Source organism: Streptomyces sp. MB09-02B, assembly GCF_033794485.1.
Lineage (GTDB): Bacteria > Actinomycetota > Actinomycetes > Streptomycetales > Streptomycetaceae > Streptomyces.
Genome location: NZ_JARGEE010000014.1, coordinates 14,443 through 32,733, shown reverse-complemented (window position 1 = coordinate 32,733; position 18,291 = coordinate 14,443). Strand labels below are relative to the sequence as shown.

The window sequence follows — 18,291 nt, the reverse complement described above, 5'->3', positions numbered from 1 at the left end:
TGCTCCGCCCCGGCTACCGGATCCGCTGCCGCTCTTCCCCTTCGTCCTCCTCGTCCGGCAGCTTCACGTCGCTGACCATGAGGTTGACTTCCACGACCTCCCGACCCGCCATCCGCTCCACCGCGGAGATCACGTTCTCCCGCACCGCACCGGCCACGTCCGTGATCGAGACGCCGTAGTCGACGACGACCTCCAGATCGATGGCCGCCTGCAGCTCTCCGACCTCGACACTGACCCCGCGCGTGACGGATTTGCCGCTGTCGGAGCCAGGCATGCGCTCCCGCACGGATCCCATCGAGCGCGCGAATCCGCTGCCCAGGGCATGGACGCCGGGCACGTCCCGTGCCGCCATTCCGGCGATCTTCTCCACCACCACGTCGGCGATGGCCGTCCGGCCGCGCGAACCGGGCGCACCGCCGTGCCTCACGCCGGTGTTCTCAGTCATCGGGATTCCTCCCTCATGAGGCTCACACAGCACTCATCGATACGATTATAGTCATTTAAGTGCATTTCAACCGACTTTCGGCCGCGGAGGAGGTTAGGGGACGGTGGCAGTCGAGGCGTGGACGCAGGCAGTACGGCATCAGCTCGCCCTGGGCAGACTGCTCCCGCTCGGCGGGCCCGACGACGGGACATGGATCACCGAGCAAGCGGCCGTCCGGGACCTCGGGCGCGCGGCCGACGAAATTCCCGGTGTCCGGCTGGAGACCCTGCGCGTCGGGTCGGCACCGCACGCGCCCGTGTCCGAGCCGGCTGTCCGTCCGCCGGCCAGCGCGCTACCGCCCGGCCCGCTCAGGATCGAAGCCACCTTCGCGGCATCACTCGGGGAGCCACTGCCTCACACCGCCGACCAGTTGAGGAGCGCACTGCTCAGCTGGGCCTCTGAACGGCTCGGCCTGGTCACCGTGACAGCCGACCTGCGGGTGACGGATCTCCTTGAGGGTCCGGAGACAGTCGAGAAGTCGCGGACCACAGCGGAGCCCATGAGGCCGACGCCGAAAGCCGCAGCCGCAGCCGCAGCCGCACGAAGCTCGCCCCCGGTGACCGGAACAGGATCCATGCAGGGGCCCGACGGGGAGCTCGCGGACGTCGTGACGGGCGTTCCGGGCGTCGCCCGCCTCACCGCCGTGCCGGGTAGCCGCCCGGTCAAGGTGGAGGACCATGACGATCCACCCGGTCGGCACGTCGAGATCCACCTCGCGGTCGCCCCCGGACACCATCCATTGGCAGTCGCCCGCGCCGTCCGGGACGCCGTAGCCGACGCAGTCATCACCAGCACCGCTGGCACCACGGGCTCGGTCACCGCCGCCGTCCTCGTCACAGAAACCGCGGCCCGGCCGCCCAGGCGTCCAGGGCCGTCGGCGCCGAGGTGACGGGTGTCTCGATCACGAATGGCGTCAGCCGCGGTGGGCCCAGCCCACCCCGCTCCACCCGCTGGGACACGACTCGTACGGAGCCGCACGGACCTGTACGGACCCGTACGGTCACCACGCTGAGCACCCCTCAGCGCTCAGCCGGACGCACATCACCGGCCGGCGTCGTGCCATGAAGGCGCCCACATCTCTCGCTGCAGAAGCCCTGCCCCGTCACGGTGTAAGACCTGCCCGGCAGGGCACTCGCAGCCAGACAGGAGGTTTGCACGGCCGCCGACCGACGAAGCAAACGTCGTCCTCGCTCCGCGGTCGCGCGATGCGCTTCCCGCTGCGGAAGAAGCGGCGCATACCCAGCTGCGGCCCGGTCTCAGCGGCTCCCCAGGCGGCGCCGAGCCACTGCCTCCTTCAGAGAGAGTCTCATCATGAGCAGCAATACGACGGTTCGCCCCCTTCTCCCGAAGACATCGGGCAGCGACTTCGCCCGATTGTCGCGAAAGATCGCTGATGCCGGCCTGCTGGGGCGCCGTCCCGGCTATTACGCACTGCGGATCGCGGGGGTGGCCGCGCTCTACGTCAGTGGGTGGGCCGCCGTCGCACTCGTCGGCGACAGTTGGTGGACCCTGGCGGTCGCCGCCTTTCTGGCCGTGGTCTTCGGCCAGGTCGCCCTACTCGCCCATGACGCGGCCCACCGTCAGGTGTTCCGCCGACGCCGGGCCAGCGAAGCATCCGGGCGGATCGCCGGCGCCGGCGTCGGGATGAGCTACGGCTGGTGGCAGGACAAGCACACCCGCCACCACGCCAACCCCAACCACGAGGAACTCGACCCCGACCTCGACCCCGACCTGCTGGTCTGGTCCCAGGATCAGGCCCGGGCCGCCAAGGGGCTCCCCCGTCTGATCGGCCGCTGGCAGGCGTTCCTGTTCTTTCCGCTCCTCACCCTGGAGGGGTTCAACCTGCACGTGTCGAGCGTGAAGGCGCTGGCCAACCGCTCGCTCAAACACCGAACTCTCGACGGCACCCTGCTGTTCACGCACTTCGCGCTCTACCTGACCGTCCTGCTGTGGCTGCTGCCGCCCGGCATGGCGATCGCCTTCCTCGCCGTCCACCAGGGCCTGTTCGGCATCTACCTGGGCTCCCTCTTCGCGCCCAACCACAAGGGCATGCCGATCCTGACAGGCGAGGACCGCCCGGACTTCCTGCGCCGCCAAGTGCTCACCTCACGCAACGTGCGCGGCGGCCTGTTCACGGACATCGCACTGGGCGGGCTGAACCATCAGATCGAGCACCACCTTTTCCCCAGCATGCCCAGCCCCAACCTGCGCAAGGCCCGGACCGTCGTGCGGCGCCACTGCCAGGAACTGGGTCTGGACTACGTGGAGACCGGGCTGCTCACCTCCTACCGCCTGGCCCTCGCCAGTCTCCATCAGGCCGGAGCACCGCTCCGGCACGCCCACGTCCCGGCCCAGGAACGTGCGGCAGCCATCGGCAGCGGTGACGTGTAGCGGACGGCACACACCCGCCCCGTCGAGAGCGGTAGGGAGCGACGGGCGTGGCGACGTCTCACCACAGCCTGGGACACGGCCACGGACGGACCCGGCGGCACCGAGGTGATACTCCGCCATCTCCGGTATGACGACGTGGGCCGCCGCCCTCGCCTGACGCGGGCTCGGCGGAAATCTCTCAGGCGATGTCGTGGACGTTGTGCTCGGTCAGGTCGGATGCGTGCCGGGCGACGGCACGGTAGTCGGCATCGTCGTGGAGGACAGTCAGGCCGTGGTGAGCCGCGGTGGCAGCGATGACGAGGTCGACCGCTGAGGCGCTGCGATGCTCCCCGGCCCTGGCCATGCGGTGCTGCACCGCACCGATCCAGCGCCCCGCGATCTTCGGCACCGACACATCTGGGTAGAGGTCGGTGAACATCTCCATGATCTCGTCGTACTCGCGACCGTTCCGGGCGCTGTGAAGAAACTCGGCGCGTTGCACGTAGCAGGATGCGATGGCCCCGGCATCGATTGCGTCGTACCAGGCCGATTGCAGTTTGGGATCACGGAGCAGCCGCACCAGGCCGGACGTGTCGAGCAAGTAGATCACCGGCTGCGCTTCTCCGCCTCGTGCAGGCGCTCGGCGTCCTCCACGGCACCCCACTCACGCGCACGCTCGAAGTGGCGACTGATGCGGGCCGCACGCTCCTGCTGCTCGGCGTAGAAGCGCAGAGCGAGATTGACCGCCTCTTTCTTGGTCCTGACCTTTGACAGGGCCATGGCGCGCTCCAGGGCGTCGTCGTCGATGTCGATCTGGGTCACTGACATCCGGCACCTTCCGCCCATATGTTGGTGATGTACATAGAAGAATACGCTACCAACATTCGTAGGTCCACGTCCGCATGTCGAATCCAGGTATGCGCAGTGGCAGCGGACACTCCAGATCATCCTGCGAGACGCTGCGGCTCGGTCGGCGCAAGCGTCACCCGCCCACATCGCCCGACTGCTCGCGGTGCCCGTGCCGCAGTGTGCCCGTAAGGGCGGAAAGCCTCGGTCACCAGCGGTGCGATGTGACCCGCACGACCACCTCAGCAACAAGCATCTGCGTACGTCAGAGCCATACGGGACACCCAGGCACCGTCGCTTCCCAAACTGAGAGCGCGAGTTCGATTCTCGTCACCCGCTCCAGAGAGAAACCCCAGGTCAGCGACCTGGGGCTTCTTTATTATCTAGACCAATTTGGTGGCTCCGTGCCCTCCACGTGTCCTCTGCCCGTTGGCAAAGCGGGTGGATGCTTCCTCCGCCTGAGCCCCGCGCAACGGCCGCCGCGCCCAGAGGCAGAGATGGCCCGGAAGCGCTGGCCGACTTCAGGCAGATCCTTCGGACGGGGACTGCCTCCTGCCCCTGGACGAGGGTGATGCACCCTCGTCCAGGGGCACGGTCCGGCAACGGAGGATCAGTGCGCGGCGCGGCGGGCCAGGGCCCCGCGCGAGCGGGTCACCAGCGCGGCCAGCACGGCGGCGCCGAGGGGCACGGCCACCAGGAGGGCGCCGAGCGTCTCCCAGGGGATGATGATCGGCACGTACGGCGGGGCGTCACCGGCGCCGCCCCAGCCGTTGTCGAGAGCCTCCTGGTAGAAGCGCGTCTGCTCGCGCTCCTCGGTGAGCCGCAGCCCGATCGCGGGCAGGACACCGGCCGCCGAGCCGAGGACCACACCCATCGCGGCGACCACACCGCACTGGAAGCCGCTGAGCATGCGGCGCACCCGAGGCGGGGCTCCGACCGCGGCGAGCGTCTTGAGATCGGCCTCCGCGTCGGCCTGGGCGAGACCGGTGGCGATGCCGGCCGCACCGATGGTGACCAGGCCGGCGAAGACGGTCAGCGCGAGCAGGACGAGCCCGTTCTCGTCGACCCAGCCCTGCTCCACGGTCAGCTCGACGTTGCTGCCGAGCTTGGCGATCTCGGCGTCGAGCTTCTGCCGCTCCTCGGTGCTGGGGATCCGGTCGGTGCTGAAGAAGGCGCCGAGGGGGACGGTGGTCAGTCCGGCGGCCTTGGCGGCGGCGGGGCTGAGCACGCTCTGCACTCCGTAGGAGTCGGGCGAGCCCGGCACCTGGTAGGCGGGCAAGGACTTCAGCTCGCCCGGGACCGGCTTGTTCTGCTCGGCGGCGCGGTCGGCGGCCTTCGGGTCGGTGATCAGCTTGATGCCGACGGCGCCGTTCCTGTCGACCTGGGGCTTGTGGAAGCTGACGAGCTTTCCGTCGGCGAGGGCCTTGGCCGCGCCCGGGTCGTCGATGCCGAGGACCTTCAGAAGCGGGGCGTCGGCGATGAGGAGACCGCCGTCGACGTAGATGCCGTTGCCGTCGGGCGAGAGGCAGCGCCAGTCCTTGGCGAGCGCGCGCCGCTGCTCCTTGCTGTACTTCTCCGCGGGGTCGGAGCCGTCGGGGGTGCTGACCCACAGCGGGCACTCGTTGGCCGGCGGGGTGACGACCTCGAAGCGGCCACAGCCCTCGCCCTCGTCGTACGGGGCGCAGCCGGGCTTGCCGACGGCGATCCGGAACACGTCGGCGCGGACGTCGACGGGCAGCGTCCGCTGCACGGCGTCGCGGACCTCGGGGACGTCCCGGCCGCCCTCCTCGGTGACGAGCGCGGCGACGGCCCCGTACGGCAGGCCGGCCTGGTACTCGGCCAGACTCTGGGCGTCGCTGCTCGCGGCGTACGTCGAGACGGCGACGGTGCCCGCGACGGCGGCCAGGACGGCGGCGACAGCGGGTGCCGTACGGCCCCGGTTGCGGACGGCGTCCCGCAGGGCGAGGCGCGGCGAGAGCGGCAGCCAGCGGCTGGCCCGGCCGAACAGGCCGACCAGGGCGGGCGTCATGGCGACCACACCCAGCTCGGCGATGGCCGAGCCACCCGCGACCAGGACGAACTGGTCGGAGACGACCGAGCCGTACAGGGCGATGGCCGCGCCGAGCAGGACGGCGCCCAAGCCGATCAACGGCAGCACGCGGTTGCTGCGGCGCACGCCGCGACGGCCGGTGAGGGAGGCCAGGACGGTCTGCCGGGAGGCGGTGACGGCCGGGACGATCGCGGAGAGCAGGCCGGTGAGGATGGCGAGCGCGGCGATGGCGAGCAGTTCCAGCGGCCTGACGGTGAAGCCGCCGAACCGCTGCCCCATGTAGTCCTCGAGGAGCGGCCGGAGGGCGAAGGTCAGGACCAGGGCGAGGACCATGCCGACCAGGGCCGCCGCGACGCCGATGACGAGGCCGCCGCTCAGCACGATGGCCCGGATGTGGCTACGGGCACCGCCGTTGGCGCCGACCAGGCCCAGCTGGCGGCGGGAACGACGGGCACCGACGGCGAAGGCGGGACCGGCGAGTAGGCAGATCTCCAGCATCGCCAGGCCGACGACCGTGCCCACGGCGGCGAGCGCGGCGGCGTCGGTGCTCCCGCCGCTCTCGTAGTTGGACCAGCCTTCCTTCTGGTAGAGCGGCACCTCGGAGTCGGCGGGCGGGTCGAGGGCCACGGCCCGCGAGGTGACCAGGACGCCCTTGGCGTTGATCGCCTGGACCGTGTTCCACGTGAAACCACCGGACTTCTTCACCAGGTAGGTGGTGGAGTCCTCGGGCTTCGGCAGTCCGGCCTTCTCGACCGCCTTGGCGTACGGCGCGAGGAAGGCCCCCGGCAGGGCGTTGACCTGCTGTGCCTTGAGGTCGCTGGGCAGCTCGTACGAGCCGCTGATCACATAGGTGCGGTCGAAGCCGCGGGCGGTGAGGGTGGAGCCGACGGACAGCCCGCTGCTCTCCAGGAACCGGGTGGTCGCGGCGATCTCGTCGTTCTTCTCGGGGAAGCGGCCCTCCTGCAGCCGCATGATGCCCCGGGCGACGGGATCGGCGGCGGCCAGCTCACGGACCTCGGCCTGGAGCAGACCGTGCCTGGTGGTCAGCTTGGCGCTGCCCCTGCTGTCGGTCAGCACCGTCGAACCGGCCGGAATGCTCTTGGTGACATCGGTCGGGCCGTCAGGCCAGGACTTGCCCGGCGAGTCGTAGTCCCCGGCCGGGGTGTGCTGCTCGCCCGCGGGGTCCTGCAGGATGGCCACGCCGGCCGCTCCGGCATCGGAGAAGCGAGCGTCGGCGGCACCCAGGGTGCGCTCCATCCGCTGCGCGGGGGTGAGTTCGGCGCTGCGCACGGTCAGGTCCAGGGCGCTCACGCCCAGGATCGGCAGCGCGATCATGGCGAGGACGAGGAAGCTGCGGCCCTTGGAGCGCCAGGCGTCACGGCGGGCGATGCGGACCGCGGCCCGCCAGGAGTGGAACCAGGTCGTCACCGCTGGGCCGCCCGGCCGGTCAGGAGCGAGTCGGCGTCGCTGCGTACGGTCTGGTCGACGACGTCGCCGTCCCGCAGGAAGACGACCCGGTCGGCCCAGGCGGCGAACCGCGGCTCGTGGGTGACCATGATGCCGGCGGCTCCGGCGTCGCAGCGGGAGCGCAGCAGGGCCAGCACGGACTCGCCGGTCTCGGAGTCGAGGGCGCCGGTGGGCTCGTCGGCGAGGACGAGCCGGCGGTCGCCGACTAGGGCGCGGGCGATGGCCACGCGCTGCTGCTGGCCGCCGGACATCTCGTCGGGGAACCGGTCGGCGAGATGGCCGAGGTCCATCTCGGCGAGGGCGGCGAGGGCCTCGGTGCGGGCCTTGCGGGCCGATATGCCGTCCAGTTCGCGGGGCAGGGCCACGTTCTCGGCGGCGGTGAGGGCCGGGATGAGGTTGTAGTCCTGGAAGACGTAGCCGATGCTGCGGCGGCGCAGGGCGGCGAGCCCCTTGATGCCGAGGGCGGTGATGTCGGTGCCCTCGACGTAGACCTGCCCGGAGGTGGGGGTGTCGAGGCCGCCGGCGATGGTGAGCAGGGTGGACTTGCCGGAGCCCGACGGGCCCATGACGGCGACGAGTTCACCGGGGTGGACGTCGAGGTCGATGCCGCGCAGGGCGTGCACCTCGGTGGCGCCGGAGCCGTGGACGCGGGTCAGGTTCCGCAGACTCAGCGCGGGCTGCTGCTGTGTGGACATGGTTCCCCCTCGGGCGTACGCCGGCGAACGGCCGGACGTCGGTGCGACGGACGGTCGTTGGCAGCGCCGTGCGTACGGTATGGGTCTGGTCGGGTGGTTCGGATCTTCATGTGGGTCGGGTGGACCCGGTGGGTCGGGTGGGTCGGTGAACCCGGTGGACTTGGTCGGCCCTGTGGATCGGTCGGTCCTGTGGATCCGGTTTTCGGGTGCTCAGGTCCGGTCGTGAAGGGCGGACGTCACGGGCGGACGTCACGGGCGGTGGCGTGCGGCCTCCTCTGCCTTGGCCCCCGCCCGCGCTCCCATCTCCGCCGCTCCCGCTACCGCCCCCGGCGGGGCCGGCTCCGGCCCCGCCGCCGGGGCGGTCGACGAGAGACGGATCAGCCGGGACTCGCAGTGGTCGAGCCAGCGCGCCTCGGCCTCGGTCTGGAAGATCAGCTGCTCCAGGACGAGGAGCCAGGCGATGTCGTCCCGTTCCCGGGCCCCGTTCTTCTCCACGGCGGCGAGGGCCTGCGCCTTCAGCCGGGTGTAGTCCTGCATGGCCTTCACGGTGTGCCGACGCTGGGACTGGATGACGTCACGGATGTCGACCCCGGGCGCCCCGACGGCCATGGCCAGCTTGATGGCCAGCTCGTCACGGGCCGGGCTGGTGCGGTCGACGGGGTTCTCGAACCAGCTGCGCAGTTCGACGCGACCGCTGTCGGTGATCGTGTAGAGCGGGTGGCCGGCCTCGTCCTCGCCGTCCTGCACGACCATGCCGTCGCGTTCGAGCCGGCTGAGCGTCGTGTAGACCTGACCCACGTTGAGCGGCCAGGTGGAGCCGGTACGGGACTCGAACTCCGTACGGAGCTGTGAGCCGTAGCGCGGGCCGCGTTCGAGGAGGGCGAGAAGCCCGTGACGGATGGACATACCGAGTATGTATACCGAGTAAGTCCGCGTGGACCAAGCGTCCTGAGGTGGACCCCGGAGGTCCGACTCAAGGGGGACCCGGGCCGTCGCGAGCCGCTCGGCTGCGGCGCATCCGCACCCCGGGGAAGCCGATGCCGAGGCCCACCAGAGCCGGCCCCACGCCCAGTGTGAGCACGGGAATCCGCCGGTCGGAGAGGTCGAGGGGAGCCTCGGTGCCGGTCCGGTGAGCGGCCGCCGGCAGCTCCGCGGGCAAGCTCTCGGCGGCCGGGGCGTCCGTCTCGGGTACCACCTCGACCCCCTCGTCCGACTCCTCGGCGGGCTCCTCCTCTGTTGCCGTTTTAGTACGAGTGGGCTCGACCGAGCTCGTGGAGAACGGCGAGCCGGAGGGGTCGGCCGGTCAGCCGGGCCGCTCCCGGCCCTCCCCCGCCGACCGCCCCGCGAGGGAGGCGGAGTCGCTGGGCGCGGGCGCGTCGGGCGGCCCCGACGGCTCGGGTACCGCCGGGCGGGCGGGTCCGGCGGATCCGGAGGAGGGCGACGCCGACGGGGCGGACGGGGCGGTCGGGGTGGACGGGCGATCGGGCGGGGTGGGTGCGGCGGTCGTGGCCGCGGAAACGTTCGGAGCGGGGCGTGAGCGGGCGGTGCGGCGGAGGCCGTCGCCGAACCGGGACGAGGGGCCGGCGGGCGCGGGACGGACGGGATGGTGGGCGGCCCGGAGTGTCTTCGGAAAGGGAGTTCTCCTACACGGCCGGCGACGTCGCCGACGACCTTCTCTCGTTCGTCGGCGATGCCCAAGGAGTCCTCAACCCGCAGCAGGATGCTTGATGCGGGCCACCGCATCCTGAAAGACGCCATGCGTGCAGTCGCGACGGCCTCACTCGACTGCCGTTCGAGGCGGAGCCACTCCCGGTCGCCGGGGACCAGCCGGAAGCCCTGCTCTCCCCCAGCCCTGTTTCGTGCCCATAGCGTGCCCTTCAGAGCAGACAACCACGGTCAGCAACGGTGCAACCAGCCCCTCGCACCTGCCGCCTGACAACGAGTTTTCCCAGGCCAGAGGCCCTACCTCTACGCAAGCGCCGTCGCTTCCCAAGCTGAGAGCGCGAGTGCTGGGCGGGCGCAACACCGTCACCACTCCCACCATCGGAACGTGCCTCTGACCTGGGGCTTCGTGGGACGCTACACCACCTTCCAGCGCAAGAAGCCCTCAGCCCGCAGTTCCCTCGAAGCAAGGCTGATTGGCGTTCCCGGGCGCCGCGGAGGCGACGGCTGCCGAAGCCTCTCTCGCCGGTTGCGACTCGACCGACCCCCTGCGCACCCGACATGACCTGGGAAAAAAGCTCCTGCTCGCGGCAACCCTGTGCGGAGTCTGTGACCACAAGGAAGCGGATCCGGCCGGTTCCGGTGGCCGGATCCCGCTTTCTCTCGTGAACGGCTTGCAAGGAGAACACCCCCCTCATGAACAACCCCACGAACGGCGGGCGCCGCGGGCGTCATCGCCGTCGCTGGACCGCCACCGGTCTGGTCCTCGGCGTGCCCGCCGTCCTCGTGCCGTATCTCCTCTACGCTCAGCAGGACTCACAGGCCGCGACGGTCGACGGCACTGCCTACTACCGGCTGGTTTCCGTGCGCAGCGGCAAGGTGCTGGACGTCAGCAGCTTCTCCACCGCCGACGGCACCCGTATCCAGCAATACACCGACCAGAACACCGCCAACCAGCAGTGGAAGCTGGAGCCCAGCGGGGACGGCTACTACGAGCTGGTGAACCGCAACAGCGGCAAAGTGCTGGGCATAGCAGGCAATTCCACCGCGCAGGGGGGCGCCGCCGAGCAGCAGACCAACAGTTCCGCCACCTCTCAGGAATGGCGGATCAGCAACGTGAGCGGCTCCGACGCCGTCACCTTCACCTCCCGCAGGAGCGGCCAGGTCCTGGACGTGTCCGGGGGATCAACGGCCCAGGGCGCGGCGGTCATCCAGTATCCGAGCCGGGGCACCACCAACCAGCAGTGGAAGCTGGTGAAGGTGGCCGAGGCCTCGGCGGCCGGGGCCGACAGCGGGCAGACCACGGCCGCGGCAGGACCGTATGTGTGGAAGAACGCACAGGTGGTGGGCGGCGGTTACGTCACCGGGCTGGTGTTCAACCAGAAGGAGAAGGGCCTGCTGTACGCGCGCACCGACATGGGTGGCGCCTACCGCTGGGACACCGCGGCCGAGCAGTGGATCCCGCTGACCGACTGGATCGGCGAGAAGGACTGGAACCTGTTGGGCATCGATTCGCTGGCCACCGACCCCGTCGACCCCAAACGGCTCTACCTCGGGGCGGGCACCTACACCAACGACTGGGCGGGCAACGGCGCGATCCTGCGCTCCACCGACCGGGGCCGCACCTTCAAGCGCACCGATCTGCCGTTCAAGCTGGGCGGCAACGAGGACGGCCGCGGGGCGGGCGAGCGGCTGGTGGTCGACCCCGCGAACAACGCCAACCTGCTCCTCGGCAGCCGCAAGAACGGCCTGTGGCGCAGCACCGACCACGGCGTCACATGGCGCCAGGTCTCCTCGTTCCCCGTCAAGGACGGGGCGAGCAGCGGCGCGGGCATCTCCTTCGTGACGTACGGCCCGGCCGGCAGCAAGACGATCTACGTCGGTGTCGGCGACAGGTCCACCTCCCTGTACCGCTCCGCCGACGGCGGCAGCACCTGGAAGGCCGTCTCCGGTCAGCCCACCGGTCAGTTGCCGCAGCACGGTGTGCTCTCCGGGGACGGCTCGCTGTACCTGACGTACACCGACAACCTCGGCCCCAACGGCGTGACGGGGGGCTCGGTGTGGAAGTACACGCCCGGCAGCGGGACGTGGAAGAACGTCTCGCCGTCCAAGGGCGATTACGGCTTCTCCGGTCTGGCCGTCGACCCGCGCAAGCCGTCCACGGTGATGGTCACCACCCTCGGGCGCTGGTGGCCCGAGGACGAGATCTACCGCAGCACCGACGGCGGCACGACGTGGAAGGCACTGGCCGACAAGTCGGTGCGCAACGCCTCCGCCGCCCCTTACGTCGGTACCCACACCGGGCACTGGATGACCGCCCTGGCCATCGACCCCTTCAACTCCGGGCACGTGCTGTACGGCACCGGCAACGCCATCCTGCGCAGCAAGGACGCGGGCGCCTCCGACAGCGGCGGCACCAGCCACTGGAGCATGGGGGCCCGAGGGCTGGAGGAGACCTCGCTGCTGGACGCGATCGCCCCTCCCGGCGGCGCCACCGTCATCACCTCCATGGGCGACCAGGGCGGCTTCCGGCACGACGACCTGACCAAGGTGCCCTCCGGGCGGCTGAAGAACCCGATGATGACCAACAGCACCGACATCGACTTCGCCCAGTCCAAGCCCACGCTGATGGTCCGCGTCGGCCGTGGCGGCGAGCAGGACGGCGCCTGGTCCGCCGACGGCGGCAGCAGCTGGAACGGCTTCAAGGCAGAGCCGGTGGCCGGCGCCCAGGACGGCCGTGTCGCCCTCGCGGCGGACGGCTCGGCCATCGTCTGGACCCAGGCGGGCCAGACCCCGTACCGCTCGACCGACAAGGGAGCGAGCTGGTCGAGGGTCAGCGGCCTGGGCAACGACGCCGTGGTCGTCGCCGACCGCTCTTCGGCCAGGACCTTCTACTCCCTGTCCGGCGGCACGCTCTACGCCAGCACCGACGGCGGCGCGACCTTCACCGCCCGCGCCACCGGCCTGCCGTCCGGCCGCCTCACGGCCGTCCCCGGCATCGCCGGAGACCTGTGGATCGCCGGCAGCACCAAGGGGCTGCTGCACTCCACCGACGGTGGCCGCACCTTCACCACGCTCAGCTCGGTGAAGTCCGCCTCCGCCCTCGGCTTCGGGAAGGCCAAGCCGGGCACCTCGTACCAGGCCGTGTACCTGCTCGGTACCGTCAAGGACGTCACCGGAGTCTTCCGCTCCACCGACAAGGGCGCCACCTGGGTCCGCGTCAACGACGACGCCCACCAGTGGGGCGCCATCGGAAGCGTCGGCGTCATCACCGGCGACCCCGACACCTACGGCCGCGTCTACGTCGGCACCAACGGACGCGGCCTCCAGTACGGCGACCCGTCCTGACCCACACACCCGAGCGGGGCCGCAGCCACAACGGCGGCGGCCCCGCCATGGCGGGGGACGTCAAGAGGTGTGCATCCGCGACCCGGCCGCCGGACGACTCCCCTCGACGAGGAAGCCCGACATGGGAACAGTCTCGTCACCCGCTCCATACGAAACCCTCAGGCCAACGGCCTGGGGTTTTTGTTGTCCAGACCGGTGGGCCGGTCTGGACAACAAGCGCACCACTACGCCTCGCGTACTACGTAGGGGGGCTTTCAAGGCGTCACCCTCTGGTCCACCCACTGATCCGGCGGGGCGACGTCACGCAGGGACGCCGAGCGGCGAGTGCTCGAGCACGCGGGGCTTGTACTCGACCAGCTGGATGCGGCCGTCGAAGGTGCGGTGCTCGATCATCTCGAGGGCGACGTCCGGATAGCCGTCGTAGATGCGTTCTTCGCCCGTGGCCCCGGTGATCACCGGGAACATCACGACCCGGAAGCGGTCGACGAGTCCGGCCCGTAGCAGGGACCGGCTCAGGCTGAGGCTGCCGATCGTGCTGAGGAGCCCCGAGCCACTCGACTTCATGGCACGGACCGCCTCGACGGCGTCGTCGCGGACGAGCGTGGAGTTGGCCCACGTCAGTGGCTCCTCGAGTGAGGAGGAGAACACCACCTTGGACGCTTGCGAGAGCTCGTCGACGGACGCCTCTTCCTCGGGCCGGAACTCGTCCTGGCCACTGGGCACCTCGCCTGCGGCGAAGCCTGACATCAGGCGGTAGGTGTTCGCTCCCATCAGGTAGGTGACCTCGGGCTGCTCGCCGAGCCACGCGAGGTACTCCGGGCCCTCGAGGCCCCAGAAGCCGGGCCATCCCTCGCCCGATGCGCAGCCGTCGAGGGAGGTGATGAAGTCGACGAGAAGCTCCGACATGGCGGTGTCCTTTCCTGGGGTGTGCACGAGCTTGGACCGGCCGGGAGCCACAAACTCATCGGCCACGCTGTGGAGTGACGAGAAAGCGCATGACGCCGCAGCCGATCAGGTCTGCGGCGCCGCCGTGCAGTCGCGCACCGCGACGCGAAATTGGCCGTCACCAATGCCTTCACGCCGGGCGCCGCGAGCACAGCTGAAGCCGCACGGGCGCGGCTCCGCTCCCTTCCCCCACTCCGTGCCCTCCGCGTGCCCGTAAGGACGGAAGACCACGGTCAACAGCGGTGCGATCCGACCCATACGACCACCCCGAGGATCAGATATGTGCACTGGTCAGGGCCATACAGCTCACCCAAGCGCCATCGCTTCCCAAGCTGAGAGCGCGAGTTCGATTCTCGTCACCCGCTCCAGAATGAAACCCCAGGTCAGTGGCCTGGGGTTTGTTATCTAGTCCAATTTGAGGGTGACGTGCCCTTTGCGTGCCCCAAGTCGCGCCAGCGCGCCCCAGGGGGACGCCAAAGGGTAATCCCTGAAGGTGCATCAGCCAGGTATCTCGAACAGGAAGACCGCCCCACCCTCGGCCGGGGTGGCTGGTGCCTGGATGCCGTCGGTGCCAGTGCGACAGGTACGTCCTTGTACACCTGTCGACGGGCAGCAAGGCAGTCCGGGCGTTCCTGAGTGGACAGAGCGGGCGTTCGCTGAGTGAACGCCGCTCCCGATTCCTGAGTGAACAGCTCGGCTCCGGCGCGGCGCTGAGACATGCAGTCGTGCCTGTACCTCGTTCGCGTTGAAACGCCGACGCCTGGAAGGCCAGGCGGCCGCGTCGGGAACAGCGGACCCGGCCGGCACGGTTGCATCGACCGAGGGAGCGGCGCCGCATGGCGGGAACGCGGAGGCCACCAGGTGTCTGTCCCGCCAGGACCGGTCCCCGAGATCGCGGTACGCGCGCCGCACGCTCTGACCCCTATGCAGGTCTGCAGGAGGACTGTTTTATGACTGACCGGCCCTTGACGCTCATGGCAGTACACGCCCACCCCGACGACGAGGCCACCGGAACCGGAGGGGTCCTCGCGCGGTACGCGGCGGAAGGCATCCGCACGGTTCTCGTGACCTGTACCGACGGCGGTTGCGGTGACGGACCGGGAGGTGTCAAGCCGGGCGATCCCGACCACGATCCGGCGGCGGTCGCCTTGCTGCGCCGTCGAGAACTCGAGGCGAGCTGTGACGTGCTGAAGATCAGCGATCTGGAGATGCTGGACTACGCCGACTCCGGGATGGCGGGCTGGCCGGGCAACGACGCCCCCGGATCCTTCTGGCAGACCCCCGTGCAGGAAGGCGCGACCCGACTCGCCGAACTCATGCGGCACTACCGACCTGATGTGGTCGTCACCTACGACGAGAACGGCTTCTACGGCCACCCCGACCACATCCAGGCCCACCGCATCACGATGGCGGCGCTGGAGATGACCGCGCTGACACCGAAGGTGTACTGGACCACGGTGCCCCGCTCGATGATGCGGCGGTTCGGCGAGACCATGCGCGAGTTCCAGGAGGACATGCCGGAGCCGGATCCTGCCGAGGCCGCCGCGCTGGCCGAGATCGGCCTCCCCGACGACGAGATCACCACATGGGTGGACACCACCGCGTTCAGCGGCCAGAAGTTCGACGCGTTGGCCGCGCACGCCAGTCAGGGCGAGAACATCTTCTTCCTCAGGATGGGCAAGGAGAGGTTCGGCGAGTTGATGGGCATGGAGACCTTCGTACGGGTCCAGGACGCCACCGGCGCGGCCGTACCCGAGAACGATCTCTTTGCCGGACTGCGCTGATCCGCCCGTACGACCGGCTTGCCGACCACCTGGGCCGACCCCTCAGCGCGCCCCTGCCCCAGCCAACGTCAATGGGGCGGGGGTCACGGGAGACCGTAGCTCCCGTAGCCCTCGGCCTGGTGAACCTCGCCGGTCAGGTCGGGCAGCCTCGGGCTTGGTGGTTGTCGGCTCGCGGAGATCTGTTCGCCGGCGCCGCTCGCTCATGGGCAGTCGCTCGCGGTGGCCGTCTCGACGTATCGGGGGAGTGCGCATTACGGGCTGGTCTCCGATGCGGTGCGCAGTTCCATCGCTGACTGCATGAGACGGCGCCTCGGGCCCGTCGTGGGCCCGTCGTGGGCCCGTCGTGGGCCCGCCGTGGGCCCGTTGTGGGGCCGTTGTGGGGCCGTTGTGGGACCGTCGAAGGGCGCTCAACGCTGACAACCAGCGCGAGTTGAGTCGCAGGTCGTAGCGTTCATCGATGACACGGCCTCAGGTCAGCGACCCGGGCTTCCCTCTGCCCTTCTTCGGCTACTGATCGCGCGCGGCGGGGCTTGTCTCGCACATTGCGACTCCATCAACCTCGTGCCGGCTAGACGCGGTCCTGGAAGACGCAGCCCCACACGTGTGTGCCCGCGACGCTGCCGTCGGCGCGCATCGCCTCCAGCGTGTAGAAGTGCGTGGTCCCCCGGGCCGCCGTGGTGTCCGTGTAGGCACGGGTCTGCGTCGGCAGCAGTCCGGCGTGCAGCGGCTCGTACGCCTTCGTGGCCGCATTCCACCGTCTGATCCGGTAGCCCGTGACGGTGTCGCATTCGGCCGTCCTGTCGCACCGCCAGGTGATGGACGGCCCGTCCTCGGCGGGTCCGCCGATCACGGTGCCGTAGCCCATGCTGCCAAGATCCCAGTCCCGGGTGACCGTCACGGACGGACGGACGTCCAGCTCGGTGGCCTCGACGACCGTGACCTTCGGATCACTGGGGGGCAGCGCGTTGCCCCAGCGGTCCCTCGCGACGACCGCGTACACGTACGTCTCGCCGTCCGGCAGGTCACCGCAGAGGACCGCGAGCGGGTCGCTCGTGCCCTCATGGCAGGAGGTGGTGCTGAGCCACTTGACCGTGCCGTCGGCCTGCCGGGCGCCGGTCCAGGCCACGTAACGCTCGACATCGTCCTCGGTCGAGGCCGCCCAGCTCACCAGCACGCCGTCGGCGCGCGGGGTGGCCTTCACGCCCGTGACCGGGCCGGGCGCGACGCGGTCGCCGGTGCGGACGACGAGCGGGGCCGACAGTGCCGACTCGTTGCCGGCCGGGTCCACCGCCGCGACCGCGTACGTCACGTACGTGCCCGCGGGCATGTCCAGGTCGTGGCAGACGCCGCCGGTGCTGGTCTCGTCACTGCTCTCCTCGGCGCATGTCACGCGGGTGAGCGCGGCCGGGTCGAGGGTCTTGCCGGGCGAGCGGTAGACGCGGTAGGTCCCGCCGTTGTCGAAGTCCTCGTAGAAGCCGTCGGGCTGCTTCCAGTACACGTCGGTGTAGCCGACTTCGACGATGGATTCGAGGGAGGTCGGGGAGGACTTCGGCGGTGTGCGGTCGACGCCGTCGCCGGTGACGGCGGCGTACGCCGACGGGTTGCCGAGCGCGTCGAGAGCGCGGACCCGGTAGTACCGGACGGTGTTCTCGGGTGCGTCGGTGCGGTACGACGTCGTGGTCGTCGTGCCCAGCAGGTCGAACGGGCCGGAGGCAGCGGGAGCGGCGTACACCTCGTACGTCGCGGCATCGGCGCTCCCCTGCCAGGCCAGGGTGGCCCACCAGGCGTCGCCGACGACCGTGAGACCCGTCGGCGCCGCCGGCCCCGTGCGGTCCACGGACACAGCGGTGGCGTCGAGGCTGCCGACGGACTCGCGGCCCGCCTTGTCGACGGCGCGGACCTCGTACAGGAAGGTCTGGCCCGTGGCGGGCGTCGCGTCCACGAAAGAGGGGGAGGTGAGCGGCGACGAACCGCTGACCTTCGCCCACTGGGTGGTGCTCAGCCGGCGGTACACGCGGTAACCGGCGAGGTCCATCTCCTTGTTCGCGGCCCAGCGCAGGGTGGTCTTCGTGGTGTCCCGGTTGTACGCGGCGGTGAGACCGGTCGGGGCGAGCGGCTTGACCGTGTCGACGGCGGCCTCGGTGCGCGGGGCGTACGTGAACCCGGCGTTGGCGAGGCCGGTCCAGGCAACGTAGTCCACGCGGAGCGTGTGCTTGCCGGCCGGGATGGTCAGGTCGACGGTCTTGCGGGCGGTGGTGGAGACGTTCTTCCACAGGTCGATCTTCCGCACACCGTCGACGTAGACGCGCATGCCGTCCTGCGTCGCGGCGGAGAGCCGGAAGGGACCGCCGGAGCCGAAGTCCCGGGTGAGGGACCAGCGGACGGAGAAGTTGTCCTTGGGCAGTGTGACGCCGGGCGGGTCGCCGTACCCGTAGTTCTCGGCGATGACGGAGTCGCAGGCGGTCAGCTTCGGCGTGCCGCTGAAGGTGGAGTTGCCGAAGTACTGCGCCCTCCAGACGGGAGAGGTGCAGGTGGCGGCCGCGGAGGCAGGGGCGGCGGTGATCAGGCCGCCGGTGGCGGCGAGAGCGGCCGTCGCGGCCAGCACGGTCAACCGGGTACGTGTCATCACAGAGAGTGGGG

At 70.2% G+C, this 18,291-nt stretch carries 13 protein-coding genes; 4 read left to right on the top strand and 9 right to left on the bottom strand.

What is annotated here, in order from left to right:
- Positions 1–13: 13 nt before the first annotated feature.
- Complete coding sequence (locus tag P1P70_RS04150) at positions 14–445, bottom strand: Asp23/Gls24 family envelope stress response protein (protein WP_319234668.1); 432 nt, start codon at positions 443–445, stop codon at positions 14–16.
- Positions 446–548: 103 nt separating this feature from the next.
- Between P1P70_RS04150 and P1P70_RS04145 the strand changes: the two genes are divergently transcribed.
- Both P1P70_RS04145 and P1P70_RS04140 read left to right on the top strand, forming a co-directional pair.
- Positions 549–1,373 carry a hypothetical protein gene (locus P1P70_RS04145; protein WP_319234666.1) on the top strand — a complete coding sequence of 275 codons (825 nt, stop codon included), beginning with the start codon at positions 549–551 and terminating at the stop codon, positions 1,371–1,373.
- A gap of 422 nt (positions 1,374–1,795) precedes the next feature.
- Positions 1,796–2,875: an acyl-CoA desaturase gene (locus tag P1P70_RS04140; protein ID WP_319234665.1), complete on the top strand. Its 1,080-nt coding sequence runs from the start codon at positions 1,796–1,798 to the stop codon at positions 2,873–2,875.
- Positions 2,876–3,053: 178 nt separating this feature from the next.
- Here P1P70_RS04140 and P1P70_RS04135 read toward each other — a convergent pair whose 3' ends face one another.
- The 6 genes from P1P70_RS04135 to P1P70_RS04110 all read right to left on the bottom strand — a co-directional run bounded on the left by P1P70_RS04135 (position 3,054) and on the right by P1P70_RS04110 (position 9,107).
- On the bottom strand, positions 3,054–3,464 hold the full coding sequence (locus P1P70_RS04135; RefSeq protein ID WP_045558788.1) for a PIN domain-containing protein: 411 nt from the start codon (positions 3,462–3,464) through the stop codon (positions 3,054–3,056).
- Positions 3,461–3,682, bottom strand: coding sequence for a type II toxin-antitoxin system VapB family antitoxin (locus tag P1P70_RS04130; RefSeq protein WP_177262056.1), 222 nt, complete (start codon positions 3,680–3,682; stop codon positions 3,461–3,463). The genes P1P70_RS04135 and P1P70_RS04130 overlap by 4 nt, the downstream gene beginning before the upstream one ends.
- A gap of 628 nt (positions 3,683–4,310) precedes the next feature.
- Positions 4,311–7,178 carry an ABC transporter permease gene (locus P1P70_RS04125; RefSeq protein ID WP_319234663.1) on the bottom strand — a complete coding sequence of 956 codons (2,868 nt, stop codon included), beginning with the start codon at positions 7,176–7,178 and terminating at the stop codon, positions 4,311–4,313.
- A complete protein-coding gene (locus P1P70_RS04120) occupies positions 7,175–7,912 on the bottom strand; it encodes an ABC transporter ATP-binding protein (RefSeq protein ID WP_319234661.1) in 738 nt (245 codons plus the stop codon). The genes P1P70_RS04125 and P1P70_RS04120 overlap by 4 nt, the downstream gene beginning before the upstream one ends.
- A gap of 249 nt (positions 7,913–8,161) precedes the next feature.
- Positions 8,162–8,818: a PadR family transcriptional regulator gene (locus P1P70_RS04115; protein ID WP_319234659.1), complete on the bottom strand. Its 657-nt coding sequence runs from the start codon at positions 8,816–8,818 to the stop codon at positions 8,162–8,164.
- Positions 8,819–8,885: 67 nt separating this feature from the next.
- Positions 8,886–9,107, bottom strand: coding sequence for a hypothetical protein (locus P1P70_RS04110; protein WP_319234658.1), 222 nt, complete (start codon positions 9,105–9,107; stop codon positions 8,886–8,888).
- Positions 9,108–10,270: 1,163 nt separating this feature from the next.
- Between P1P70_RS04110 and P1P70_RS04105 the strand changes: the two genes are divergently transcribed.
- Complete coding sequence (locus P1P70_RS04105; RefSeq protein WP_319234656.1) at positions 10,271–12,922, top strand: RICIN domain-containing protein; 2,652 nt, start codon at positions 10,271–10,273, stop codon at positions 12,920–12,922.
- 300 nt (positions 12,923–13,222) lie between these two features.
- Here the strand turns inward: P1P70_RS04105 and P1P70_RS04100 are convergent, their stop codons facing one another.
- Complete coding sequence (locus P1P70_RS04100; RefSeq protein WP_319234655.1) at positions 13,223–13,828, bottom strand: dihydrofolate reductase family protein; 606 nt, start codon at positions 13,826–13,828, stop codon at positions 13,223–13,225.
- Between the two features lie 989 nt (positions 13,829–14,817).
- Between P1P70_RS04100 and P1P70_RS04095 the strand changes: the two genes are divergently transcribed.
- The gene (locus P1P70_RS04095) at positions 14,818–15,651 is read left to right on the top strand and encodes a PIG-L family deacetylase (protein ID WP_319234653.1); all 834 of its coding nucleotides are present in this window, start codon (positions 14,818–14,820) and stop codon (positions 15,649–15,651) included.
- Positions 15,652–16,219: 568 nt separating this feature from the next.
- On the opposite strand, the gene P1P70_RS04090 is transcribed toward P1P70_RS04095, so the two are convergent.
- A complete protein-coding gene (locus P1P70_RS04090; protein WP_319234651.1) occupies positions 16,220–18,277 on the bottom strand; it encodes a PA14 domain-containing protein in 2,058 nt (685 codons plus the stop codon).
- Between the last annotated feature and the right edge of the window lie 14 nt (positions 18,278–18,291).